This is a genomic window from Salmonella sp. SAL00670 (assembly GCF_046552235.1).
Classification (GTDB): Bacteria; Pseudomonadota; Gammaproteobacteria; order Enterobacterales; family Enterobacteriaceae; genus Salmonella; species Salmonella enterica.
Genome location: NZ_JBGDUO010000006.1, coordinates 47,002 through 71,476, shown reverse-complemented (window position 1 = coordinate 71,476; position 24,475 = coordinate 47,002). Strand labels below are relative to the sequence as shown.

The window sequence follows — 24,475 nt, the reverse complement described above, 5'->3', positions numbered from 1 at the left end:
AATTTTATCCAAATTCGTTGAAAATCAGGCCTCTGTCAGAGGCCTTAAAAAGGAATAAAAATCGCCATGTTACTACCCTGGCTAATATTGATTCCCTTTATCGGCGGCTTTCTGTGCTGGCAGACCGAACGCTTTGGCGTGAAGGTGCCGCGCTGGATAGCGCTGATTACCATGGGGCTGACGCTGGCGCTCGGTCTGCAATTGTGGTTGCAGGGCGGCTACTCACTGACGCAATCCGCCGGTATTCCGCAGTGGCAATCTGAATTTGTCCTGCCGTGGATCCCGCGTTTTGGCATCTCTATCCATCTGGCGCTCGACGGACTGTCGCTGCTAATGGTGGTGCTGACCGGCCTGCTCGGCGTTCTGGCGGTGCTTTGCTCCTGGCGAGAAATCGAAAAATATCAGGGCTTCTTCCACCTGAACCTGATGTGGATCTTAGGCGGCGTTATCGGCGTGTTCCTGGCCATCGACATGTTCCTGTTTTTCTTCTTCTGGGAAATGATGCTGGTGCCGATGTACTTCCTGATAGCGCTGTGGGGCCACAAAGCCTCTGACGGGAAAACGCGTATCACGGCGGCGACCAAGTTCTTCATCTACACCCAGGCGAGTGGTCTGGTGATGTTGATTGCCATCCTGGCGCTGGTCTTTGTGCACTACAACGCGACCGGCGTCTGGACCTTCAACTATGAAGAGCTGCTGAATACGCCGATGTCCCACGGTGTGGAATATCTGCTGATGCTGGGCTTCTTCATCGCCTTCGCGGTGAAAATGCCGGTGGTGCCGCTGCATGGCTGGCTGCCGGATGCGCACTCCCAGGCGCCGACCGCCGGTTCCGTCGACCTGGCCGGTATCTTGCTGAAAACCGCCGCTTACGGTCTGCTGCGTTTCTCCCTGCCATTGTTCCCGAACGCGTCGGCGGAGTTTGCGCCTATCGCCATGTGGCTGGGCGTTATCGGCATTTTCTACGGCGCGTGGATGGCCTTTACCCAATACGACATCAAACGGCTGATTGCCTATACCTCCGTTTCCCACATGGGCTTCGTGCTGATCGCTATCTACACCGGCAGTCAGCTGGCGTACCAGGGCGCGGTGATTCAGATGATTGCGCACGGTTTGTCCGCGGCGGGTCTGTTCATTCTGTGTGGCCAGTTGTACGAACGTCTGCATACGCGTGACATGCGTATGATGGGCGGCCTGTGGGGCAAAATGAAATGGTTGCCTGCGCTGTCCATGTTCTTTGCGGTGGCGACGCTCGGGATGCCGGGCACCGGTAACTTTGTCGGCGAATTTATGATTCTGTTCGGCAGCTACCAGGTGGTGCCGATGATTACCGTGATCTCCACCTTTGGGCTGGTATTCGCCTCTGTATACTCGCTGGCGATGCTGCATCGCGCTTACTTCGGTAAAGCGAAGAGCCAGATTGCCAGCCAGGAACTGCCAGGGATGTCGCTGCGCGAGCTGTTTATCATTCTGTTGCTGGTGGTGCTTCTGGTACTGCTTGGCTTCTATCCGCAGCCGATTCTGGATACCTCGCATTCTGCGATGAGCAACATCCAGCAGTGGTTTGTTAATTCCGTTACTACTACAAGGCCGTAAATCGCCATGACAATAACTCCACAACACCTGATTGCGCTGCTACCGCTGCTGATCGTCGGCTTGACGGTGGTGGTTGTGATGCTCTCCATTGCGTGGCGACGCAATCACTTCCTCAATGCCACGCTGTCGGTCATTGGGCTTAACGCTGCTCTGGTTTCGCTTTGGTTTGTCGGCCAGGCCGGGGCAATGGACGTCACGCCGCTGATGCGCGTTGACGGCTTTGCGATGCTCTACACCGGGCTGGTGCTGCTGGCGAGCCTCGCCACCTGTACCTTTGCCTACCCGTGGCTGGAAGGCTATAACGATAACCAGGAAGAGTTCTACCTGCTGGTGTTAATCGCCAGCCTGGGCGGAATTCTGCTGGCGAACGCTAACCATCTGGCGGCGCTGTTCCTTGGTATTGAACTAATCTCACTGCCGCTGTTCGGCCTGATTGGTTATGCTTTCCGCCAGAAACGCTCGCTGGAAGCCAGTATCAAATACACCATCCTCTCCGCCGCCGCCTCGTCTTTCCTGCTGTTCGGGATGGCGCTGGTCTATGCGCAGTCCGGCAACCTGTCTTTCGAAGCGCTCGGTAAGAGCCTCGGCGATGGTATGCTGCACGAGCCGTTGCTGCTGGCGGGCTTTGGCCTGATGATTGTCGGTCTGGGCTTTAAACTCTCTCTGGTGCCGTTCCACCTGTGGACGCCAGACGTATACCAGGGCGCGCCTGCGCCGGTTTCCACCTTCCTGGCGACGGCGAGCAAAATCGCTATCTTCGGCGTGGTAATGCGTCTGTTCCTCTATGCGCCGGTAGGCGACAGCGAAGCGGTACGCGTGGTGCTGGGCATTATCGCCTTTGCCTCTATCATCTTCGGTAACCTGATGGCGCTGAGCCAGACCAACATCAAACGTCTGCTCGGTTACTCTTCTATTTCTCACCTCGGCTATCTGCTGGTGGCGCTGATTGCCCTGCAGAGCGGCGAGATGTCGATGGAAGCGGTAGGCGTTTACCTGGCCGGTTATCTGTTCAGCAGCCTCGGCGCGTTTGGCGTGGTCAGCCTGATGTCCAGCCCGTTCCGCGGCCCGGATGCGGATTCTCTGTACTCTTACCGTGGTCTATTCTGGCACCGCCCGGTTCTTGCCGCGGTGATGACGGTGATGATGCTGTCGCTGGCAGGTATCCCGATGACGCTGGGCTTTATCGGCAAATTCTACGTGCTGGCGGTCGGCGTTCAGGCCAGCCTGTGGTGGCTGGTCGCCGCCGTGGTAGTGGGTTCCGCGATTGGTTTGTACTACTACCTGCGCGTTGCGGTGAGTCTCTACCTGCACGCGCCGCAGCAACCGGGACGCGACGCGCCGACAAACTGGCAGTACAGCGCAGGCGGTATCGTGGTGCTGATCTCCGCGTTGCTGGTGTTGGTACTGGGCGTCTGGCCGCAGCCGCTGATTAGCCTTGTGCAGTTAGCGACGCCGTTGATGTAAGCAATAAGTAAAAACGAAAAACCCGCTTCACGAAGCGGGTTTTTTATTACCTGATGTCATTCTTTAAAATGACTCAGGACGGTAGACCGGATAAGGCGCTTGCACCGCCATCCGGCCTGTAAGGTCTCAGCGACCGGAATTTAACTTAGCAACTGCCGGCTTACCAGCGGGCCGCTGATATTTTGCGCCGCGCGTTCCATCACTTCCTGTATCACTGAAGAGAGTTCGTTAATCTCAAACTTGGCCACGTAGCCGTCGGCTTTCACCTTACGCACATGATCTTCGTTGGCGCTGCCGGAAAGGGAAGAGTGAATAACAACCGGGATCTTTTTCAGCCGTTCATCGGTTTTAATTTTACGCGTTAGCGTAAAGCCATCCATCTCCGGCATCTCAAGGTCTGTCAGGACTAGCGCGATTTTCTCGCTAATTGGCTTACCTTCGGCCTCCGCTTCCTGCGCCAGTTGCTGGATTCTCTCCCATGCATCCTTGCCGGTCACATGCATCTGATGCGGAATTTCCATCGCGTTCAGCCCTTTTTCCAGCATCGCGCGGGCGACTTTGGAGTCTTCCGCCACAATGGCTACCGCGCCAGGGGTAATATAAAATTTATTGGTCTTCAGATTGGTGGCGCGCAGATCGTGGCTGGAGGGGACAATATCATAAAGGATCTGCTCAACGTCGAGCACCAGCGCCAGGTTGTTGGTTTCTTTGTTATCATCCAGGCAGGCAATACTGGTGATGTAGCGACCGTTGACGGCTTTCTCGGCGGTATGCACCTGTTGCCAGTCAAGACGCATAATATTTTCCACCGACTCGACGGCAAATGCCTGTACGCTGCGCGCATATTCGGTGATCAGCAAAATATTCAGCCCGGTTTCCGGCTTGCAGCCCGCTACCGCTGGCAAATCAATCACCGGAATGACCTGATCCCGAATATTGACCATGCCCAATAGCGGCGCTTTCATGCCTGCCGGGCGCGTAAAGGCGGGCATCGGTACGATTTCGCGCAGCTTAAATACATTGATACCGAACAGCTCTGACTTCTGTTCATGCAGCGATGTACCAAGACGGAATAACAGCAGTTCAAAACGGTTGGACAGGGTTAAATTGGCCCTGTCATCAATATCTTTCTGAAAATTGTCCATCCTAACCTCATTATGAAAGCCTGCCTTTTTTAGTGTTATCGGCAATGAGGACAAAAAATGGAGCGCTAAACCGGGAAAACAGAAAAATCGTAAGCCAGCTCCGTCGCCGGGAAAATAGCGCGGCATTCCGCCAGTAAGCGCTGACAGCCTTTATCGTCATAGCGTGAGCTAATATGGGTCATGATCAGCCGACCAACGGCAGCTTCCCGCGCCAGCGTCGCGGTTTGACGGGTGGAGCTGTGTCCGCGAGCGTTGGCTTTCTCCTCCATTGACGCATCCAGCGTGGTTTCATGGACCATCACATCCACGCCTTGCGCCAGCGCGAGGGCGGCCTCGCAGGGCGCGGTATCGCCGAAAATCGCCACTGATTTCCCGGCCACGGCGGGAGCAAGGTAGTCGGCGCCATTGATCTGCCTTCCATCGGCAAGCGTGACGGTTTTTCCTGCCTTCAACGCTTGAAACAGCGGGCCGGGCGTAACGCCTGCGGCTTTTAACGCCCTGGCATTCAGCGCGCCAGGCTTGTCATGTTCAACAACGCGATATCCGTAGCACTCCAGTGGATGCTCCAGCCTGAACGCGGTCACTTTACGCAGACCGTCGTCAAGAATATCACCTGCGCTAATTTCTTCAATTTGCAACGGAAAATCGGTCCATGAACCGCTAAGACGCAGTGTGGTTGCAATAAACTCACGCACGCCTTGAGGTCCGTATACGGTTAGCGGATGGGGGTTCCCCGCCATCGACCGGCTGCATAGCAGACCCGGCAGGCCAAACAAATGATCGCCGTGAAGATGGCTGATAAAAATGCGCTCAAGCTTACCGGGATGAAACGCGGTATTAAGCATTTGATGCTGTGTCCCTTCGCCGCAATCAAAAAGCCATACTCCCGGCTGCGTTGGATGTTGCAGATGTAATAAAATTGCCGTTACATTGCGTGAGCGCGTGGGAACGCCTGCGGACGTACCTAAAAAAATTAATTCCATCTTGTCCATACACGTTTGGTTATCGTTTAACCCAAGATTACCACAACACAGGAGCGCATCATGATTGACTGGCAGGATCTCCACCATAGCGAACTTACCGTTCCTCAACTTTACGCGTTACTCAAATTGCGCTGCGCGGTCTTTGTGGTAGAACAGCGCTGTCCTTACCTGGATGTGGATGGCGATGATTTAGTCGGCGACAATCGGCATATTCTGGGCTGGCATCAGGATGAACTGGTGGCGTATGCGAGGATTCTGAAAAGCGATAACGAATCAGACCCGGTTGTCATTGGCCGGGTGATCGTCAGCGATGCCTGGCGAGGGGCGAAACTGGGCCAGCAATTAATGGCGAAAACGCTGGAATCTTGTGGGCGGCACTGGCCGGATAAGCCGCTATATCTGGGGGCGCAGGCGCATCTGCAACCTTTTTATGCGCGGTTTGGTTTTATTCCCGTCACCGATGTTTATGACGAAGACGGCATTCCGCACCGGGGAATGGCGCGGGAGGTTCATCAGGCATAAACCGAAACCGTTGACTATAGTTAGGAGCAGGTGTTAACACAACGGAGAATGAGAATGTCATATCAATTTGGTGAATCACGTGTTGATGATGATCTGACTTTGCTCAGCGAAACGCTGGAAGAGGTTTTACGTTCCTCAGGCGATCCCGCCGATCAAAAATACATTGAGCTGAAAGCCCGCGCGGAACAAGCGCTGGAAGAGGTGAAAAACCGCGTAAGCCATGCGTCGGATAGCTATTATTACCGGGCAAAGCAGGCCGTTTATAAAGCGGATGACTACGTTCATGAAAAACCCTGGCAGGGTATTGGCGTAGGCGCGGCGGTAGGACTGGTACTTGGACTGCTGCTGGCGCGGCGCTAAATCCCCCCACTGAACAGAATTGCAACCCTCCCTAAATGAGGTACTGCTTTTTTAGGGCAGTACCCCGTATAATGTGGGGTTTTTAACAGGGAGGGTCCGCGTGCATTCTATTACTACTGCGCTGGAAAATCTGACGCGTCAGCTATCGCAAGAGATACCGGCGACGCCAGGGCTTTGCGTTTTCGATGCGCCTTTCCCTTTAAACGATGCCTTCGATGCATTGAGCTGGCTGGCCAGCCAGTCATCCTTTCCGCAATTCTACTGGCAACAGCGCAATGGCGACGAAGAAGCTGCCGTTCTCGGGGCCATCACCGTATTTTCATCGCTCGATCTGGCGCAACGGTTTTTACGTCAGCACGCGCAGCCTGACCTGCGTATTTGGGGGCTGAATGCGTTCGAGCCGAAAGAGGGCTACTTATTGCTGCCGCGGCTGGAGTGGCGACGTAGCGGTGGTACGGCGACCTTACGCTTACATCTGCACAGTGACGTTTCGCTACGCGATGATGCGCGCCAGGCGAAAGCGTTTCTCGCTTCTCTGGTCGGCATTAAGCCTGTTCCGGCGCTACGCCTTTCGCTCACGAGCGAACAACACTGGCCGGACAAAGACGGTTGGGTGAAGCTGATTCAGCAGGCCACCCACACCATTGCGCAAGAGGCGTTTGATAAAGTTGTGCTGGCGCGGGCCACCGACTTACAATTCTCCCGTCCGGTCAATGCCGCCGCGATGATGGCGTCCAGTCGTCGTTTAAATCTCAACTGCTACCACTTTTTTATGGCCTTTTCCGCCGATACCGCCTTTCTGGGATCATCGCCGGAGCGGCTCTGGCGGCGGCGTGAAACGGCGCTGCGTACCGAAGCGCTGGCCGGGACGGTGGCGAACCATCCGGATAACCATAAAGCCTGGCAGCTTGGCGAATGGTTAATGAAAGACGATAAAAACCAGCGAGAAAATATGCTGGTTGTCGAAGACATCTGCCAGCGACTGCAAAACTGCACCCACTCGCTGGATGTGCTGCCGCCGCAGGTGCTCAGACTGCGCAAGGTACAGCATTTGCGCCGCTGTATCTGGACGGCGCTTAATCAGGCGGACGACACGCTCTGCCTGCACCAGTTACAGCCTACCGCAGCGGTCGCCGGGATCCCTCGTGAACCCGCGCGTTGTTTTATAGAACAACATGAGCCGTTCGAACGTGAATGGTATGCCGGGTCGGCAGGCTATCTCTCCACGCGGCAAAGTGAGTTTTGCGTGACGTTACGTTCAGCCAAAGTGACGGCCAATGTGGTGCGATTGTATGCCGGCGCGGGAATCGTCCGCGGCTCCGATCCGGAACAGGAATGGCAGGAAATAGATAATAAAGCGGCCGGGTTACGTACCTTATTGCAGATGGATGCGTAATGAGTCACATATTCCCGACCCATATCAATAATCCATTTTTGCAGCTCTTTATACTTAGTCCCAATGATTGATACCGGACAAACTCATGTCAGTAAGTGCATTTAACCGGCGCTGGGCGGCGGTCATCCTGGAAGCCTTAACCCGTCATGGCGTCAGGCATGTTTGTATCGCCCCTGGTTCCCGTTCCACGCCGCTCACGTTGGCGGCGGCAGAGAATCCTGCTTTTATTCACCATACGCACTTTGATGAGCGTGGGCTTGGTCATCTGGCGTTAGGGCTGGCGAAAGTCAGCCAACAGCCGGTTGCCGTTATTGTCACTTCAGGTACCGCCGTGGCGAACCTCTATCCGGCGTTGATTGAGGCGGGGCTGACGGGCGAGAAGCTCATTTTACTTACCGCCGATCGCCCGCCGGAGCTGATTGACTGCGGCGCCAACCAGGCGATCCGTCAGGCGGGGATGTTTGCCTCGCACCCCTCCCAAACTTTGTCGTTGCCGCGTCCCACGCAGGATATTCCGGCGCGCTGGCTGGTGTCGACCATCGACAATGCGCTCGCCATGCTTCATGCGGGCGCGCTGCACATTAACTGTCCTTTTGCCGAACCGCTGTATGGCGATATGAATGACACCGGTCTGGTCTGGCAGCAGCGTCTCGGCGACTGGTGGCAGGATGAAAAACCCTGGCTGCGCGAAGCGCGTCGACTGGAAAGCGACAAACAGCGCGACTGGTTCTTCTGGCGACAAAAACGCGGCGTTGTCGTCGCCGGGCGTATGAGCGCGGAAGAAGGCAAAAAAGTGGCGCAGTGGGCGCAAACTCTGGGATGGCCATTAATTGGCGACGTATTGTCGCAAACCGGGCAGCCGCTGCCGTGCGCCGACCTGTGGCTCGGCAACGCCAAAGCGGTGACCGAACTGCAGCAGGCGCAAATTGTCGTCCAGCTTGGCAGTAGCCTTACCGGAAAACGCTTACTGCAATGGCAGGCAACCTGCGAGCCGGAAGAGTACTGGGTAATCGACAATATTGAAGGTCGTCTGGACCCGGCGCACCATCGTGGACGCAGACTGGTAGCGAAAATCGCCGACTGGCTGGAACTGCATCCGGCGGAAAAACGTAAACCGTGGTGTGTAGAGATCCCGCGTCTGGCGGAACTGGCGTGGCAACGGGTGGTCGCCCAGCGAGACACCTTTGGCGAAGCGCAGCTGGCGCACCGTATCCGCGACTATCTGCCGGAGCAGGGGCAATTGTTCGTGGGCAATAGTCTGGTGGTGCGTCTGATCGACGCGCTGTCACAGTTGCCGGCTGGCTATCCGGTATACAGCAATCGCGGGGCGAGCGGCATTGACGGCCTGCTTTCCACGGCGGCGGGCGTGCAGCGCGCCAGCGCTAAATCGACGCTGGCTATCGTCGGCGATTTATCCGCGCTGTACGATCTTAACGCGCTGGCGTTACTACGTCAGGTATCCGCGCCGTTTGTGTTGATTGTGGTCAACAATAACGGCGGGCAAATCTTCTCCCTGCTGCCGACGCCGCAAAGCAAACGTGAGCGCTTTTATTTGATGCCGCAAAACGTCCATTTTGACCATGCGGCCGCCATGTTTAACCTGCGCTATCATCGCCCGGAAAACTGGGAAGAACTGGAGTCTGCGCTGGCTGGCGCGTGGCGAACCCCGGCGACAACGGTGATTGAGCTGGTGGTAAACGATACGGACGGCGCGCAGACGTTGCAGCAACTTTTGGCTCAGGTAAGCCATCTATGATGTTGCACGCGCAGCACATGCCCGGACAGCCTGGGACGCCCTCGCTGGTTTTCCTGCACGGTTTTTCTGGCGATTGCCGTGAATGGCAGCCGGTTGGCGAACAGTTTCACGGCTGTTCGCGGCTTTATATTGACTTACCGGGACATGGCGGATCTGCGGCTATTCCGGTCGGCGGCTTTGCCGATGTCATCAGATTACTGCGCGCTACGTTAATTAGTTACAACATACTAAAGTTTTGGTTGGTGGGATACTCCCTTGGCGGCCGGGTGGCGATGATGGCAGCCTGCCAGGGAATACCAGGCCTGTGCGGCCTGGTGGTTGAAGGCGGTCATCCGGGGCTGCAAAATGAACAGGCGCGCGCTGAAAGACGATTGTCCGACGGGCGCTGGGCAGAGCGTTTTCGTCATGAACCATTGACTGAGGTTTTTCACGACTGGTATCAGCAGCCGGTGTTCGCCTCGCTGACGGCGCAGCAAAGACAGGCGCTAACGGCGCTGCGTAGCCAGAATAACGGCGAAACGCTGGCTGCGATGCTGGAGGCGACATCGCTTGCCGCCCAGCCGGATTTACGCGAGGCGCTCAACGCGCTGGCATTTCCGTTTTATTATTTATGTGGCGAACGCGACAGCAAATTCCGCGCCCTGGCGCAGGAAGTGGCGGCGACATGCCATGTTATTCGTAACGCCGGACACAACGCGCATCGGGAAAACCCCGCTGGCGTGGTAGACAGTCTGGCTCAGATTCTGCGTCTCTGACTAAAGGACACACTATGATCTATCCTGATGAAACAATGCTTTACGCACCGGTAGAATGGCACGACTGCTCGGAGGGTTACACCGACATTCGTTATGAAAAATCCACCGACGGTATTGCAAAAATCACCATTAATCGTCCGCAGGTGTGCAATGCATTTCGTCCGTTGACCGTCAAAGAGATGATTCAGGCGCTGGCGGATGCCCGTTACGACGACAACGTGGGCGTGATTATTCTGACCGGCGAAGGCGATAAAGCGTTTTGCGCGGGCGGCGACCAGAAGGTGCGCGGCGATTACGGCGGTTATCAGGATGACTCCGGCGTGCATCACCTGAACGTGCTGGACTTCCAGCGCCAGATTCGCACCTGTCCAAAACCGGTTGTCGCGATGGTCGCGGGTTACTCCATCGGCGGTGGTCATGTGCTGCACATGATGTGCGACCTGACCATCGCGGCGGAAAACGCCATCTTCGGCCAGACCGGTCCGAAAGTCGGCTCCTTTGACGGCGGCTGGGGCGCTTCGTATATGGCGCGTATCGTTGGTCAGAAGAAAGCGCGTGAAATCTGGTTCCTGTGCCGCCAGTACGATGCGCAACAGGCGCTGGACATGGGGCTGGTTAACACCGTCGTTCCGCTGGCGGATCTGGAAAAAGAGACCGTGCGCTGGTGCCGCGAAATGTTGCAAAACAGTCCGATGGCGCTGCGTTGCCTGAAAGCGGCGCTGAATGCCGATTGTGACGGTCAGGCCGGGCTGCAGGAGCTGGCGGGCAACGCTACCATGCTGTTCTACATGACCGAAGAAGGGCAGGAAGGCCGTAACGCCTTTAACCAGAAGCGTCAGCCTGACTTCAGCAAATTCAAACGGAACCCATAATGCGTAGCGCGCAGGTATACCGCTGGCAGATCCCCATGGACGCGGGGGTGGTTCTGCGCGACAGGCGGTTAAAAACTCGCGACGGGCTGTATGTTTGTCTGCGTGACGGCGAGCGTGAGGGATGGGGAGAGATCTCTCCGCTGCCGGGCTTCAGTCAGGAAACGTGGGAAGAGGCGCAGACGGCGCTCCTGACGTGGGTGAACGACTGGCTTCAGGGGAACGAGGGATTACCGGAGATGCCTTCGGTCGCGTTTGGCGCAAGCTGCGCGCTGGCGGAACTGACAGGCATATTGCCGGAGGCGGCGGACTATCGCGCTGCGCCGTTATGCACTGGCGATCCTGACGATTTGGTGCTGCGGCTTGCCGATATGCCCGGCGAGAAAATCGCTAAGGTCAAAGTGGGTCTTTATGAAGCGGTACGCGACGGCATGGTGGTTAATTTGCTGCTGGAGGCGATCCCGGATCTGCATCTGCGTCTGGATGCGAATCGCGCCTGGACGCCGCTAAAAGCCCAACAGTTCGCAAAGTATGTTAATCCAGACTACCGCGCTCGTATCGCCTTTCTCGAAGAACCATGTAAGACGCGGGATGATTCCCGCGCCTTTGCCCGTGAAACCGGCATCGCGATTGCCTGGGACGAAAGTCTGCGCGAAGCGGATTTCACCTTTGAAGCCGAAGAGGGCGTCAGGGCTGTGGTTATCAAACCTACGCTGACCGGATCGCTTGATAAAGTGCGTGAGCAAGTCGCTGCCGCCCATGCGTTGGGACTGACGGCGGTCATCAGCTCTTCGATCGAGTCCAGCCTCGGCCTGACGCAACTGGCGCGGATTGCCGCCTGGTTGACGCCGGGAACGCTGCCTGGACTGGATACCTTGCATCTGATGCAGGCGCAACAGATTCGCCCCTGGCCCGGTAGCGCGTTGCCTTGTCTGAAGCGTGAGGAGCTGGAACGACTGTTATGACATTCACGGACTGGCCGTGGCGCCACTGGCGTCAGGTTCGCAGTCAGGCGCCCGCTCTGCGCCTGAACGATGAAGTGCTAAGCTGGCGCGCCCTCTGTGAGCGTATTGATGCGCTGGCGGGCGGGTTTGCCGCGCAGGGCGTACGCGAGGGCGATGGTGTCCTGCTGCGCGCCGGGAATCAGCCGCGCACTCTGTTGGCATGGCTTGCGCTGATGCAGTGCGGCGCGCGGGTTCTGCCCGTCAACCCGCAGTTGCCCCAGACATTGCTGGAGGCGCTGGTGCCGAAGTTAACGCTGCGTTTTGCGCTGACACTGGAAGGCGAAAATGCGTTTTCTGGATTAACCGCGTTGCAGATACAAAAGAGTACAGCGGCGTATGCTGTGGCCTGGCAACCGCAGCGTCTGGTTTCCATGACGCTGACATCGGGTTCCACAGGATTGCCAAAAGCGGCTGTACATACGTGCCAGGCGCATCTTGCCAGCGCGCAGGGGGTGCTTTCGCTAATGCCGTTTGGCCCGCAGGATGACTGGCTGCTATCGCTGCCGCTGTTTCATGTATCCGGGCAGGGTATTATGTGGCGTTGGCTCTTCGCCGGGGCGCGCATGACGGTACGCGATAAGCAACCGCTGGAGCAGATGCTGGCAGGGTGTACTCATGCTTCGCTGGTGCCGACGCAGCTATGGCGGCTGCTGGCGAATCGGGCTGCGGTGACGCTGAAAGCCGTTTTGCTCGGCGGCGCGGTGATTCCGGTTGAACTCACCGACCAGGCCAGCAAACAAGGGATTCGCTGCTGGTGCGGGTATGGGCTCACGGAGTTCGCGTCTACGGTATGCGCCAAAGAGGCCGATGGTTCGGATGATGTGGGCGCGCCGCTTCCCGGCAGAGAGATCAGAATCGTCGATAATGAAGTCTGGCTGCGCGCCGCCAGTATGGCGGAAGGTTACTGGCGTGATGGCAAACTGATCCCGCTGGTTAATGACGAAGGCTGGTTTGCCACGCGCGATCGCGGCGAGCTGAACCACGGCAGGCTAACCATCGCCGGGCGGCTGGACAACCTGTTCTTTAGCGGCGGCGAAGGCATTCAGCCGGAGGAAGTCGAACGCGTTATTAATGCGCATCCGCTGGTGCAACAAGCCTTCGTCGTGCCGGTAGAAGATAAAGAGTTTGGTCATCGTCCCGTTGCGGTTGTGGAGTATGCATCGCAGGCCGGAGACGTGAACCTCGCTGAATGGGTTCGTGATAAGCTGGCGCGTTTTCAACAGCCGGTTCGCTGGTTGACGATGCCGTCAGAACTGAAAAACGGAGGGATTAAAATATCTCGCCGTGCGCTCCAGCAGTGGGTGTGTGAGAACTGTAAAAATTAATGTTAGGTTAATATACAACCATTCCATCGCTATTGCCGTTTTGTTTATCCGTTGATGTGTAACGTGTTATGAACAATCAGCGTGAAACGGGGGCGCTATGGAATGGTTGGTTAAGAAATCGCATTATGTCAAAAAGAGGGCGTGCCATGTTCTGGTGCTGTGCGATAGCGGCGGTTCGCTAAAAATGATCGCCGAGGCGAATTCCATGATATTACTGAGTCCCGGCGATATCCTGTCGCCTTTACAGGATGCGCAGTATTGTATTAATCGGGAAAAACACCAGACCTTAAAAATCGTTGATGCACGCTGTTATTCCTGCGACGAATGGCAGCGGTTGACGCGCAAGCCATCATGATCTGGCGGGCAGAAAAATCAGCATTACCCCCGCCATAATGCACAATACGCCGAGCATCGCTTTTAGGCTGAAAGCGCCTTGCAAACCGGGTAACAACATTGAGGCTACCCAGACAAGCACATAACTGAGACTCAGCAGCGCATAGGCTTTGCTGAGCGCGAGCGTGTGTAATGTTTTCTGCCAGCAGAAGACGGAAACCAGATACCCCGCCAAACCGGCGAATAGCGCCAGGGTCGCGGCATTAAATGCGCCCAGCCCGGAAATAAACGCCAGTGGATGCGCTATCGATGGCAGTCGCATCATGGCGAATCCTAAACTCAACTGGGCGAGGGAGGCAATCGCAACGCTTATCAGTCCCCACATTACGCCCATTATGCCGCACTCCCCAGAATGATAATGCCGCTGATAATCAATGCGACGCCCAACCAGTGGCGGGGCGGAACCTGTTCATGCCAGATTTTCCATGCCGCCAGCGTGACCCAGACAAAATTCAGACTCAACATCGGGTAAGCAATTCCCACCGGCAGGGTTTGTAGCACCAGCAGCCACAGCACCATCGCTGCGCCCATGCATATCAGCGCCAGGCCCAGCCACAGCATCAGGTGACGGCGGCGTCCGCCCGCCGTCAATGGCCGTGTCGCTTGCTTCTGGCAGAGCTGACCGCCAACGCTGAGCAGACTGGCAAGCACCAGAATGACGCCGATCATTTAGGCCGATACTGAATTAACACCAGACGCCCCTGATAATCAACATTGTCCGCAGGGGGAAGGGAAAGAGCGCTGATGTCTTCGTCTTTGTCTATTGAAAGTACTAGCGTAATAATGCCCTCCTGACGATGCTGGTTGAGCCAGGCGTTAAAATCGTCGGCTTTAACGAATTTATTCTGTACATCAGGATAGCTAAGACCATACCGGAGTTCGCCCGCGTGTCCGTAGAGCATAATATCGTCTCGTTTCAGACTCCAGGCCAGCCCGGCGGCGACGCCCACGCTGTCGGCAAGAATATAGCGGCTTGATGCCAAAGGCGCCTGGGTCATTTCGACAAAAAACTGTGGCTGTTTGGACTCCATCACCCTGTCGGGGACGGAAAAGCCGAACAGCAGCGCCAGTCCCAGCGGACAAAACGCGGGTAATAGGTATTTTGGGCTATGACAGAGGCTATACCAGCCCACAAACGCCCAAACAGTAAAGACGCCCCAGACGCAAAACACTTTATAGGTTTCGATATGCGTCCACACCGGCGATTTCAGCGGGCCCCATGAGGAGACGACAAACGCCGCGACGATCCCGATTATCCCGAACACCAGGTTGATCCCGCCGTTGACACGTAGCGCGGCGACGCCTTCTTTTACGTTATGCAGGACGAAGCGCGCCATGAGTATCGCTATCGGTGCGAAACAGGAAAGAACATAGGTGGGCAGTTTCCCTTTCGCAATGCTGAAAAAGAGAAGCGGCATGATCGTCCATCCGAGCAAATAGAATGCGCCGTTTCGCTCGTGCCAGCCCAGTTTAAGCGCGCCAGGCAGTAACCCCAGCCACGGTAAACTTCCCGCGAGCAGCACCGGCAGATAGTACCAGAAAGGGGCTTTATGCTGGGCATCGCTCATGGCGAATCTCTGGATATGCTCCACCCAGAAAAAGTAATGCCAGAAATCGGCTTCGCGTCGCGCAATGGCGATCGCCCAGGGAAGGACAACCACAAAGCAGCTCAAGACCGCCAGCCAGCCGTATAGCAAAAAGTCCTTCCAGCGTTTCTGAACAATAACCCACGGCAGCACGCTCACCACCGGTACGGCCAGGGCGAGGAACCCTTTAGTTAATACACCCAGACCGCAGGTTGCGCCCAGTAGCAAAAACATCCCAATCTTGCCCGTTCGGGTCGTGGCCTGCATCCCCTGCCAGAAACAACACATCCCGGCCGTAAGCCAAAGCGCGATCATCGGGTCGAGTACCGCATACGTCCCGATACTGTAAACGGCAAAGAGGGAGAGAAAGATCACGGAGGCGAGCAACGCGGTACGTTTATCCCGCCATAAGCGGAACGTCAGCCACGCCACCAGCGCTGCGGCCAGCAATGTCGTTAAAATAGCGCCAGCCCGCACGCCAAAATTGGTAGCGCCAAAAAGCCACTGACCCAGACTGTTTATCCAGTAACCGGCTATCGGTTTTTCAAAATAACGTAATCCCAGAAAATGCGGCACGATCCAGTCGCCAGACACCAGCATCTCCCGACTTATTTCGGCATAGCGCGTTTCATCCGGCTGCCAGAGCAGGCGGCTGTTGACAGGAATAACATAGTAGAGCGCGATAAACGCGGCGAAAGCCAGATAATAGCGTATCGATTTCATCATGAGGCGCTCGCTGCCTGTTGACACCCCAGCCAACCTTCACGGCCAGGGATGTGTCCACGTACAATTTGCCCCAACGGCAGAGACTCAGGCGATGCCGGCAGCAGTTCGCCCAGAGGACAAAAGGTGATCCCCGCATCGCGTGCACGAACGAGCAAATCTTCAAACAGCGGCTGATGGACAATACCTTCGACTTCCGCATGGATGGTATATACCGGCGTGCCTTTGTCCTGCAACATACGGGAAATAATCCAGGTATTGAACGACTGCGCCTGAACGGCGGGGCCGATAACCTCATCCCACGTGGGTAAGGTGACCGGGATTTGCGGCGTCCCTGTCTGGCCCGGCATCAGTAGCGGACGGAATAAGGTGGTTCCACGGCAATCGCTGTTATACCGCAGGTTGAACGGCTCCTTCGCACGAACAACGCGCCCATCCGCTCGCCAGCCGGCCGCGGCTGAGCAGGTGACGGGTTTTCCGATAATGGCCTCAAGCGCCGTTATGCCGCGCGCAATATCTTCTTCAAGCTGGCGGATACTCCAGTGGCCGCTGTGAGTCTGCCACGCATGGTGATCCCAGGCATGTAGTCCCGTCTCATGGTATGTTGCCGTTTCACGAATGATCCCGGCATTAGCGTTGCCGATATTTTTTCCCGGCCAGGCGGTTCCGGCCAGCAGGATATCCCAACCGTAGAGCGAGGCGGCGTTTGAACGTAGCATTTTCCATAAAAATCGCGGTCTTATCAGACGCCAAAGATGACGTCCCATATTGTCCGGCCCGACGCTGAAGAAAAAGCTGGCCTGAACGCCGTGGCGATGCAATGTCGCCAGCAGCCGGGGAACACCTTCACGTGTTCCTCGCAAGGTATCAACATCAATGCGTAAACCGACTTTCGTCATGATGCGCGTTCCGCGACATCTACGCTGCGCAGGAAGAAGTCCAGCGTTTCTTCAACCGTATCACGCATCGCAATAGACGGTTCCCAGCCCAGACAGCGCCTGGCATTGTCGATACTGGGTTTCCGGTGTGCGACATCCTGATAACCCTTGCCGTAATAACTACGGCTTTCGACGACCTGGAAACCGGCAAATGGTGGGAAATGGCAGCGCAGCGGATGCTTATCAAAACTGTCGAGCAACAGCGTCGCCAGTTCCTGAATACTGGCTTCGTTGTCAGGGTTGCCGATATTAATGATTTTGCCATCGCACCGATCGCCCTCATTCACAATAATGCGGAATAATGCTTCGATCCCATCGCGAATATCGGTAAAACAGCGCTTCTGCTGACCGCCGTCGATAAGCTTGATCGGCGTCCCTTCTACCAGGTTCAGAATCAACTGCGTTATCGCGCGTGAACTGCCGATACGCGCCGCGTTCAGGCTATCCAGCCGCGGCCCCATCCAGTTAAAGGGACGGAAAAGCGTGAAGCGCAATCCCTCTTTTTCGCCATAAGCCCAAATCACCCGGTCGAGAAGCTGTTTGGAAACGGAGTAAATCCAGCGCGGCTTATTCACCGGCCCGACGATCAGATTCGATTTGTCCTCGTCAAAAGAGGCGTCCGTACACATGCCGTACACTTCAGAGGTAGACGGAAAAACCACGCGTTTACGGTATTTTACGCAATAACGGATAATCCGCAGGTTTTCTTCAAAATCAAGTTCAAAGACGCGCAGCGGGTTGCGGGTGTATTCAATCGGGGTAGCAATTGCTACCAGCGGCAGTACGACATCGCATTTTTTGACATGATATTCGATCCATTCTGAGTGGATGCTGATATCTCCCTCCACGAAATGAAAGCGAGGGTGGAGCAGGAATCGGCTAATGGCGTTGCTGCCGATATCCATACCGTAGACCTCGTAATTCTCTTCATTCAGTAACCGTTCGGTCAAATGATTGCCGATAAAACCGTTGACGCCGAGGATGAGAACGCGAATGCGACGTTTACCGCTGGTCGCTGGTGGACGATTCAAACGCGCGCCCGCCACCAGACCAAGCGTCTGTGCAAGCTGCGAGCCCTGTACAGTAATACCGTCTCCGGCCTGGCCGGTAATAATCTCCAGCGCGCCATCGGCGCAGGCGACCCGCAGCGGAGAGACCGAAATTACCGAGCCGGGAAGCGCGCCCTGCGCATCCGGACAAATTCGGGAAGACCAGATAGTGAATTTTTGCGAGCCGTTATAGCTGAACGCGCCGGGCCAGGGGGCGGCTACCGCCCGCACCAGGTTATGCACCGTGGAAACCGGTTTGTGCCAGTCGATAAGGCCATCTTCCGGCCTGCGGCGACCATAATATGTAGCGTCAGACTCACGCTGGGGAACAGAAGGTATATCGCCGCATTTCATGGTGGGCAGGATGCTATTAAGCAACTGGCGCGCGGCCTGACATAGCTTATGATGCAGGGTAAGCGCAACATCGTCCTGCGCAATAGCAACGCGTTGACTGGCGACAATCTCTCCGGCGTCGGCACGTTTGACCATACGATGCAGCGTTACGCCCGTTTCGCTTTCGCCGTTAACCAGAACCCAGTTTAGCGGCGCACGGCCACGATAGGCAGGCAATAGAGAACCGTGCAGATTGAACGCGCCAGCCGGGGCGAGGTGCAGAATTTCTTCGCTTAACAGGTTGCGGTAATAGAACGAAAAAATAATATCCGGCGCAAGCTCAGCGATGCGGTCGACCCAGATAGGATGGTTTACGTTATCCGGCGCATAAACTGGAATCCCTAATCCTGCCGCCAGCCGGGAGACGGAGCCAAAAAAGGTGTTTTCCGCAGGATTGTCGGCATGAGTGAAAATCGCGGCAATCTCATATCCTGCATCCAGTACGGCCTGCACGCCCTGACATCCCATATCGTGATAGGCAAAAATAACGGCTTTCATTGGTGACTTTCCTCAGTAAACGACGTGCTTTCCGGGTAGATAACTTGTTGAACAAAATAGCGGGGGCGGGCGCGGACATCGTTATAAATGCGACCAATGTATTCGCCCAGCAGCCCCATACCGATGAATTGCGCACCGATGAAGGTAAACAGGACGGCAAAGAGCATAAATACGCCTTCCGCCGCCCACTGCGGCCCCAGCGCCAGGCGAAGTACAATAAGCAATACCGACAGGCTAAACCCGCCGATGGCGATAACGCTGCCCAGCAGGCTCAACAGGCGCAGCGGCGTCGTCGTCAGGCAGGTCACCAGGTCATACATCAGGTTAATGAGACGCATAAAACTGTATTTAGAGTCGCCAAATTCACGTTCAGCGTGATGCACCGGGATCTCGGTAGCCCGACGAGCGAAAATGTTGGCCAGAATAGGGATAAAGGTGCTGCGTTCATGGCAGCGCAACATGGTATCGATAATAGGGCGGCGATAGGCGCGTAACATGCAGCCGTAATCGCCCATCGCTTTGCCCGTTGTGCGCTGGATCAGCAGATTAATGATTTTTGACGCCGATTTGCGAAACAGGCTGTCCTGTCGGTTCTGGCGCACGGTGCCTACCACATCGAACCCTTCATCGGCTTTCGCCACCAGGCGCGGGATCTCTTCCGGCGGGTTTTGCAGATCGGCATCCAGCGTAATGATAAGATCGCCGCTTACATGGCTAAACCCCGCCATAATCGCTGCATGTTGACCGTAGTTACGGTTGAGTAAAATAGAGATGATATGGCTATCGGCCTCCTGGGACGCCTTAACCATCAGCTCCGCCGAGCTATCGCTGCTACCATCATCTATCAATAAAATCTCCCACGCTTTGCCCAGGCTCTCGCAGGCGGTGGTGGTGCGTCTTATCAATTCCGGCAGGCTTTCCTGTTCGTTATAGACAGGAATAACCACCGAGACTTTTTTTATGGGGGCGGCGTCAAACATGCTTATTGTCCTGCTATCTGATGAAGGGCGGTAATGACTCGATCAAAGTCACTCTCGGTCATGTCCGGGAAGAGCGGCAGTGAGCAGATCCGCTCGCTGTTCCACTCGGTGTCAGGCAGCGTGAGCGTTGGGAAACGTTCGCGATAATATTTTTGCGTATGCGCGGCGCGGAAATGCAGCCCTGTGCCGATGCCTTTCGTTTTCAGCGATGCCATCAGAGCATCCCGGGTAATACCGCAGCGGGCTTCATCGACCCGGATAATGAATAAATGCCAGGCGTGAATATGTTCCCACGACGGAAGGCTCAGAGGCTGAAAAGGCAGGTCTGCCATTGCCTGGTGGTACTGCGCTGCGATGGCGGCGCGGCGAGCGTTAAGCGCATCCAGTTTCTGTAACTGAGCAAGCGCGATAGCGGCGTTGAGGTCGGGCAAATTATATTTGTAGCCCGGCGCCAGGACTTCCGCTTGTGGCGCGCGTCCCCCGCTCTGTCGATCCCAGGCATCAACGCCAAGCCCGTGAAACTTGAGACTGCGCAGTTTATCGGCGAATTGCGGGTTATCCGTGACGACGATACCGCCTTCAGCGCAGGTAATGTTCTTAATGGCGTGGAAGGAGAAAATCGCGGTGCCCCGGGCGCCAATGTGGCGACCTTTGTAGCTGGTTCCTGTCGCGTGCGCCGCGTCTTCAATCACTGGAATGCCATAACGCTCGCCAAGAGCGTAAATAGCGTCCAGATCGGCGGGCGCGCCAGCGTAGTGGACGGGGATAATTGCTTTGGTTTGTGGCGTAATCGCGGCTTCGATATGTTCAGGCGTGACCATCAGCGTATCGCGATCGACATCGACCATGACGGGGTTCGCGCCGAGTAAAACGATCATATTTAGCGTAGAAACCCACGTCATTGACGGTGTAATGACCTCGTCGCCTTCACCAATGCCCAGCGCCATCAACGCGATGTGCATACCGGCAGTGGCTGAACTGACGGCAACGGCATATTGATTGCCAGTTAGCCGACAAAACGCCGCTTCCAGTTCCTGATTTTTCGGGCCGGTTGTTATCCAACCTGAGTCCAGTACGGTCTTAACGGCAGCAAGCTCTTCCGCGCCCATCGCCGGACGGGAGAAAGGCAAAAAGTCCGACATCATTTTTCCTTCAGCCATTGAAAGCCGCTTTTCAAATATTTCGGCAATAGAAAAGGGCTTATTTTTTAACGCATTTAGCTGAACCCTACTGGATGAATATTAAATTAACATTAAGAAATTAAGGTGAAGTAAAAAGATAATTTTTAACGGAATTATGCTTTGCTTTCGCCGAAAGTTTAAGGCATTTTATGCATGCCAAAAGCTGTTTTTATGTTTCTGGCCTGGTCTTCCGTTGCGGAATTTCATTTTAATCGTATTGCTATTAAGTTAGCTGCACTGTCTGCCTGAGAGGTTAATGTGCTGGCATTTACCCTACGCTTTATTAAAAACAAACGCTATCTCGCGACTCTGGCGGGGGCGTTGGTTATTATCGCCGGGTTGACCTCACAACATGCCTGGAGTGGTAACGGTCTACCGCAGATTAACGGTAAAGCGCTGGCGGCGCTGGCGAAGCAGCATCCGGTAGTCGTGTTATTCCGCCATGCCGAGCGGTGCGATCGTTCCGATAATACCTGCCTGTCAGACAGCACGGGGATTACGGTCAACGGTGCGCAAGATGCCAGAGCGCTGGGTAAAGCCTTCAGTGCCGATATACAAAATTACAATCTCTATTCCAGTAATACGGTGCGCACCATCCAGTCGGCAACCTGGTTTTCTGCGGGCAGGTCGCTTACGGTGGATAAAAAAATGATGGATTGCGGCAGCGGTATTTATGCTTCAATCAATACGTTACTGAAAAAGTCGCAGAATAAAAATATAGTCATTTTTACCCATAATCATTGTTTGACGTATATTGCAAAAAATAAGCGCGGCGTAAAGTTTGATCCGGACTATCTTAATGCGCTCGTTATGCATGCGGAAAACGGAAAACTCTTTTTAGATGGTGAATTTGTTCCCGGCTAGCCGCATGTTAAAAGCGTAAAGACAGCCTGAAGCGGCTGTCGTCATTATAATAACCCTTTCAATGCTAATGTGTGGCGTGTCGCTACATTCAAATCATACAGCGCCAGTTCTTCTGGCTTGACCCAGGCGTAGTCCTGAAATTCGTCGTTAATACATATATCGCGGTTAGCGGAAACACAGTCGAAGATGAGATAAATCATATAAATCTCTTCTTGTCTGCCATCAGCGTAGGTTTTAACGCGGATATCGTCGCGGAAGGTCCACGGCGTAATATCGCTCAGAATCAGTTGTTCGCCGAGTTCCTCCCGAATCTCCCGACGCAGCGCCTCTTCAATGCGTTCGCCTGGCTCGACCCCGCCGCCCGACAGCGCCCACTGACCGGGAAAGACGCCGCGGTTGTCGGCCATTTTGCACAGCAGATAACAGCCATCATTTTGAATTAATGGGCAAACTATAGTTCGTTGACGCATAAGTCGCTTCCTTAAACCACCAGGCCATCAGCTTAACAAATCATTCTGCGAAATTCTTTGTGAAAAATGGAAGCGATAACGCAGACTGCGTTTTTTGTTAATTTTGTTGATGCAGGCGTCGCCATGTGATGGCGCAATGATGCGTCATGGCGAAAGTAGTATTTCGTTACAATATGTTTTTGGAATGGTTTCTTAGTGCATTGATTCCTCAGCGTCTGGCAGTACAATTCTGCCGTTTTGGGGAGTTTTTCTTTATGTGCTTGCTGGAAAGGGTAAAAATGAAAAAAAGCATATTATTAGGTTTTGCCGGAATGCTGTTCGTTTCTGCATCGGCGCAGGCCATCAGTATTAGCGGCCAGGCGGGCGAAGATTACACCAACATTGGCGTGGGTTTTGGTACGGAATCGACGGGACTGGCGCTAAGCGGCAACTGGATGCACAACGATGATGATGGCGATGCTGCGGGCGTGGGTCTGGGGCTGAACATTCCGGTGGGACCGCTGCTGGCGACGGTAGGCGGTAAAGGTATTTATACCAATCCGAAAGACAGCGATGAAGGCTATGCGGCGGCTGTCGGCGGTGGGCTACAATGGAAAATCGGCAACAGCTTCCGTCTGTTTGGCGAGTATTATTATTCACCAGATTCGCTGTCCAGCGGTATCGACAGTTATGAAGAAGCGAATGCAGGCGCGCGTTTCACCATTATGCGCCCGCTGAGCATTGAAGCCGGTTATCGTTACCTGAACCTGGCGGGTAAAGACGGCAACCGCGATAATGCGATTGCTGACGGCCCTTATGTTGGCGTAAACGCCAGCTTTTGATGCTAACGGCGCGGCAATCGTCGCGCCATATTCCTCCTTTTCCCGTCATTCTTCTTTCCACGTCCTATTCCTCTTTGCGTTATAGTGTTTTCATCATAAGAGCAGGAGAACACAATGCTAAATGTGGAAATGCTATCCACCGGGGATGAGGTGTTGCACGGACAAATCGTTGACACCAATGCCGCCTGGCTGGCTGATTTTTTCTTTCATCAGGGCGTTCCGTTATCACGGCGAAATACGGTAGGCGATAATCTGGACAGTCTGGTCGCTATCTTGCGTGAACGCAGTCAACATGCTGATGTTTTGATTGTTAATGGCGGGTTAGGGCCGACCAGCGATGATTTAAGCGCGCTCGCCGCGGCAACGGCAAAAGGCGAAGGATTAGTACTGCACCAGGCGTGGCTGACCGAAATGGAACGTTACTTTCAGCAGCGTGGTCGCGTGATGGCGCCGAGCAACCGTAAACAGGCGGAACTGCCTGCCAGCGCGGAGTTTATTAATAATCCGGTCGGCACTGCCTGTGGATTTGCGCTACAGCTCAACCGCTGCCTGATGTTTTTCACCCCCGGCGTACCGTCGGAATTTAAGGTTATGGTGGAGAAGGAAATCTTACCGCGGTTACGCGCGCGTTTTTCGCTGCCGGAGCCGCCGCTTTGCCTGCGGTTAACGACTTTTGGACGTTCAGAAAGTGACCTCGCGCAGCGTCTCGATTCACTGCCGTTGCCGCCCGGCGTGACGATGGGGTATCGCTCATCAATGCCGATCATTGAACTGAAATTGACCGGCCCGGCGACGCAACGGGAGGCGATGCTGGCGTTATGGCCAGAGGTCAAACGGGTTGCCGGGCAGAGTCTGATTTTTGAAGGTACGGAAAATCTGCCGGCGCAAATAGCCCGCCGCCTGCAGGAAAGGCAGTTGAGTCTGACGTTGAGCGAGCAATACACCAGCGGCTTACTGGCACTACAGCTTTCCCGCGCCGGGGCGCCTGTTCTTGCCAGCGAAGTCGTTCCTTCTCAGGAAGAGACGCTGGCGCAAACGGCGCACTGGACGACAGAACGACGCAGCAATCATTATGCCGGTCTGGCGCTGGCCGTGTCGGGGCTGGAAAACGAACATCTTAATTTCGCGCTGGCGACGCCGGATGGCACGTATGCCTTACGCGTGCGTTTTAGCGCCAATCGGTATAGTCTGGCAATACGTCAGGAGGTCTGCGCGATGATGGCGCTAAATATGCTGCGCCGCTGGCTTAATGGCGAGGACATTATCAGCGAGCATGGCTGGATAGACGTGGTTGAATCATTGACATCATAATCCCTTTCTCTTATCTGCGATGGGAACGACATCGTGAGCCGGATAAGGCCGCTATGCCATTATCCGGCAATATCATCTGCTTTTTTGTCCAGC

At 55.2% G+C, this 24,475-nt stretch carries 24 protein-coding genes; 14 read left to right on the top strand and 10 right to left on the bottom strand.

Translation table 11 applies throughout. The features are described from left to right. Window positions 1-66 precede the first annotated feature (66 nt). Both nuoM and nuoN read left to right on the top strand, forming a co-directional pair. Window positions 67-1,596 carry an NADH-quinone oxidoreductase subunit M gene (nuoM, locus tag ACLJRS_RS18425; protein WP_000926428.1) on the top strand — a complete coding sequence of 510 codons (1,530 nt, stop codon included), beginning with the start codon at window positions 67-69 and terminating at the stop codon, window positions 1,594-1,596. Between the two features lie 6 nt (window positions 1,597-1,602). After that, window positions 1,603-3,060: an NADH-quinone oxidoreductase subunit NuoN gene (nuoN, locus tag ACLJRS_RS18420; protein WP_000156669.1), complete on the top strand. Its 1,458-nt coding sequence runs from the start codon at window positions 1,603-1,605 to the stop codon at window positions 3,058-3,060. Between the two features lie 140 nt (window positions 3,061-3,200). Here the strand turns inward: nuoN and ACLJRS_RS18415 are convergent, their stop codons facing one another. Both ACLJRS_RS18415 and rbn read right to left on the bottom strand, forming a co-directional pair. Continuing rightward, window positions 3,201-4,205 (bottom strand): chemotaxis protein, encoded by a 1,005-nt coding sequence (locus tag ACLJRS_RS18415; RefSeq protein ID WP_000368554.1) that lies wholly within the window; start codon window positions 4,203-4,205, stop codon window positions 3,201-3,203. A gap of 65 nt (window positions 4,206-4,270) precedes the next feature. Further along, window positions 4,271-5,188, bottom strand: a complete 918-nt coding sequence (gene rbn / locus ACLJRS_RS18410; protein WP_000419093.1) for a ribonuclease BN — start codon at window positions 5,186-5,188, stop codon at window positions 4,271-4,273. Window positions 5,189-5,248: 60 nt separating this feature from the next. Here rbn and ACLJRS_RS18405 point away from each other — a divergent pair, with 60 nt between their 5' ends. The 9 genes from ACLJRS_RS18405 to pmrD all read left to right on the top strand — a co-directional run bounded on the left by ACLJRS_RS18405 (window position 5,249) and on the right by pmrD (window position 13,530). Then, window positions 5,249-5,710, top strand: a complete 462-nt coding sequence (locus ACLJRS_RS18405) for a GNAT family N-acetyltransferase (protein ID WP_000568155.1) — start codon at window positions 5,249-5,251, stop codon at window positions 5,708-5,710. Window positions 5,711-5,764: 54 nt separating this feature from the next. After that, entirely contained in the window at window positions 5,765-6,070 is a 306-nt protein-coding gene (gene elaB, locus ACLJRS_RS18400; RefSeq protein WP_001522308.1) for a stress response protein ElaB, read from the top strand. Between the two features lie 100 nt (window positions 6,071-6,170). Then, window positions 6,171-7,466 carry an isochorismate synthase MenF gene (gene menF / locus ACLJRS_RS18395; protein ID WP_000555674.1) on the top strand — a complete coding sequence of 432 codons (1,296 nt, stop codon included), beginning with the start codon at window positions 6,171-6,173 and terminating at the stop codon, window positions 7,464-7,466. Window positions 7,467-7,551: 85 nt separating this feature from the next. Then, window positions 7,552-9,222: a 2-succinyl-5-enolpyruvyl-6-hydroxy-3-cyclohexene-1-carboxylic-acid synthase gene (gene menD / locus ACLJRS_RS18390; protein WP_000116392.1), complete on the top strand. Its 1,671-nt coding sequence runs from the start codon at window positions 7,552-7,554 to the stop codon at window positions 9,220-9,222. Then, on the top strand, window positions 9,219-9,977 hold the full coding sequence (gene menH / locus ACLJRS_RS18385; protein WP_000979149.1) for a 2-succinyl-6-hydroxy-2,4-cyclohexadiene-1-carboxylate synthase: 759 nt from the start codon (window positions 9,219-9,221) through the stop codon (window positions 9,975-9,977). The genes menD and menH overlap by 4 nt, the downstream gene beginning before the upstream one ends. Before the next feature lie 14 nt (window positions 9,978-9,991). Further along, complete coding sequence (menB, locus tag ACLJRS_RS18380) at window positions 9,992-10,849, top strand: 1,4-dihydroxy-2-naphthoyl-CoA synthase (protein ID WP_000640009.1); 858 nt, start codon at window positions 9,992-9,994, stop codon at window positions 10,847-10,849. Then, on the top strand, window positions 10,849-11,811 hold the full coding sequence (menC, locus tag ACLJRS_RS18375; protein ID WP_001255552.1) for an o-succinylbenzoate synthase: 963 nt from the start codon (window positions 10,849-10,851) through the stop codon (window positions 11,809-11,811). Before menB ends, menC begins: the two co-directional genes overlap by 1 nt. Continuing rightward, entirely contained in the window at window positions 11,808-13,175 is a 1,368-nt protein-coding gene (gene menE / locus ACLJRS_RS18370) for an o-succinylbenzoate--CoA ligase (protein WP_000144661.1), read from the top strand. The genes menC and menE overlap by 4 nt, the downstream gene beginning before the upstream one ends. Before the next feature lie 97 nt (window positions 13,176-13,272). Further along, window positions 13,273-13,530: a signal transduction protein PmrD gene (gene pmrD / locus ACLJRS_RS18365; protein WP_000455132.1), complete on the top strand. Its 258-nt coding sequence runs from the start codon at window positions 13,273-13,275 to the stop codon at window positions 13,528-13,530. Here pmrD and arnF read toward each other — a convergent pair. The 7 genes from arnF to arnB are packed head-to-tail and all read right to left on the bottom strand — an operon-like array spanning window position 13,525 to window position 20,877. Then, the gene (gene arnF, locus ACLJRS_RS18360; RefSeq protein ID WP_000538694.1) at window positions 13,525-13,902 is read right to left on the bottom strand and encodes a 4-amino-4-deoxy-L-arabinose-phosphoundecaprenol flippase subunit ArnF; all 378 of its coding nucleotides are present in this window, start codon (window positions 13,900-13,902) and stop codon (window positions 13,525-13,527) included. The genes pmrD and arnF overlap by 6 nt on opposite strands. Next, window positions 13,902-14,237: a 4-amino-4-deoxy-L-arabinose-phosphoundecaprenol flippase subunit ArnE gene (gene arnE, locus ACLJRS_RS18355; protein WP_000580578.1), complete on the bottom strand. Its 336-nt coding sequence runs from the start codon at window positions 14,235-14,237 to the stop codon at window positions 13,902-13,904. Before arnE ends, arnF begins: the two co-directional genes overlap by 1 nt. Then, a complete protein-coding gene (arnT, locus tag ACLJRS_RS18350) occupies window positions 14,234-15,880 on the bottom strand; it encodes a lipid IV(A) 4-amino-4-deoxy-L-arabinosyltransferase (protein ID WP_000978062.1) in 1,647 nt (548 codons plus the stop codon). The genes arnE and arnT overlap by 4 nt, the downstream gene beginning before the upstream one ends. Next, window positions 15,877-16,776, bottom strand: coding sequence for a 4-deoxy-4-formamido-L-arabinose-phosphoundecaprenol deformylase (gene arnD / locus ACLJRS_RS18345; protein WP_000169765.1), 900 nt, complete (start codon window positions 16,774-16,776; stop codon window positions 15,877-15,879). The genes arnT and arnD overlap by 4 nt, the downstream gene beginning before the upstream one ends. Further along, on the bottom strand, window positions 16,773-18,755 hold the full coding sequence (gene arnA, locus ACLJRS_RS18340; protein ID WP_000648772.1) for a bifunctional UDP-4-amino-4-deoxy-L-arabinose formyltransferase/UDP-glucuronic acid oxidase ArnA: 1,983 nt from the start codon (window positions 18,753-18,755) through the stop codon (window positions 16,773-16,775). Before arnA ends, arnD begins: the two co-directional genes overlap by 4 nt. Continuing rightward, complete coding sequence (gene arnC / locus ACLJRS_RS18335) at window positions 18,752-19,735, bottom strand: undecaprenyl-phosphate 4-deoxy-4-formamido-L-arabinose transferase (RefSeq protein WP_000458894.1); 984 nt, start codon at window positions 19,733-19,735, stop codon at window positions 18,752-18,754. The genes arnA and arnC overlap by 4 nt, the downstream gene beginning before the upstream one ends. Before the next feature lie 2 nt (window positions 19,736-19,737). After that, window positions 19,738-20,877 (bottom strand): UDP-4-amino-4-deoxy-L-arabinose aminotransferase, encoded by a 1,140-nt coding sequence (arnB, locus tag ACLJRS_RS18330; protein WP_001279284.1) that lies wholly within the window; start codon window positions 20,875-20,877, stop codon window positions 19,738-19,740. A 297-nt stretch (window positions 20,878-21,174) separates the two neighbouring features. On the opposite strand from arnB, the gene pmrG reads away from it, so the two are divergent. Further along, window positions 21,175-21,780 (top strand): lipopolysaccharide core heptose(II)-phosphate phosphatase PmrG, encoded by a 606-nt coding sequence (gene pmrG / locus ACLJRS_RS18325; protein WP_000879258.1) that lies wholly within the window; start codon window positions 21,175-21,177, stop codon window positions 21,778-21,780. A 44-nt stretch (window positions 21,781-21,824) separates the two neighbouring features. Here the strand turns inward: pmrG and nudI are convergent, their stop codons facing one another. Beyond that, complete coding sequence (gene nudI, locus ACLJRS_RS18320; RefSeq protein WP_001249902.1) at window positions 21,825-22,250, bottom strand: nucleoside triphosphatase NudI; 426 nt, start codon at window positions 22,248-22,250, stop codon at window positions 21,825-21,827. A gap of 278 nt (window positions 22,251-22,528) precedes the next feature. Between nudI and ACLJRS_RS18315 the strand changes: the two genes are divergently transcribed. Together ACLJRS_RS18315 and ACLJRS_RS18310 are read left to right on the top strand one after the other, a co-directional pair. Beyond that, entirely contained in the window at window positions 22,529-23,071 is a 543-nt protein-coding gene (locus ACLJRS_RS18315) for a YfaZ family protein (protein WP_001670658.1), read from the top strand. A gap of 114 nt (window positions 23,072-23,185) precedes the next feature. After that, window positions 23,186-24,382, top strand: a complete 1,197-nt coding sequence (locus ACLJRS_RS18310) for a nicotinamide mononucleotide deamidase-related protein YfaY (protein ID WP_000935689.1) — start codon at window positions 23,186-23,188, stop codon at window positions 24,380-24,382. Window positions 24,383-24,475 lie beyond the last annotated feature (93 nt).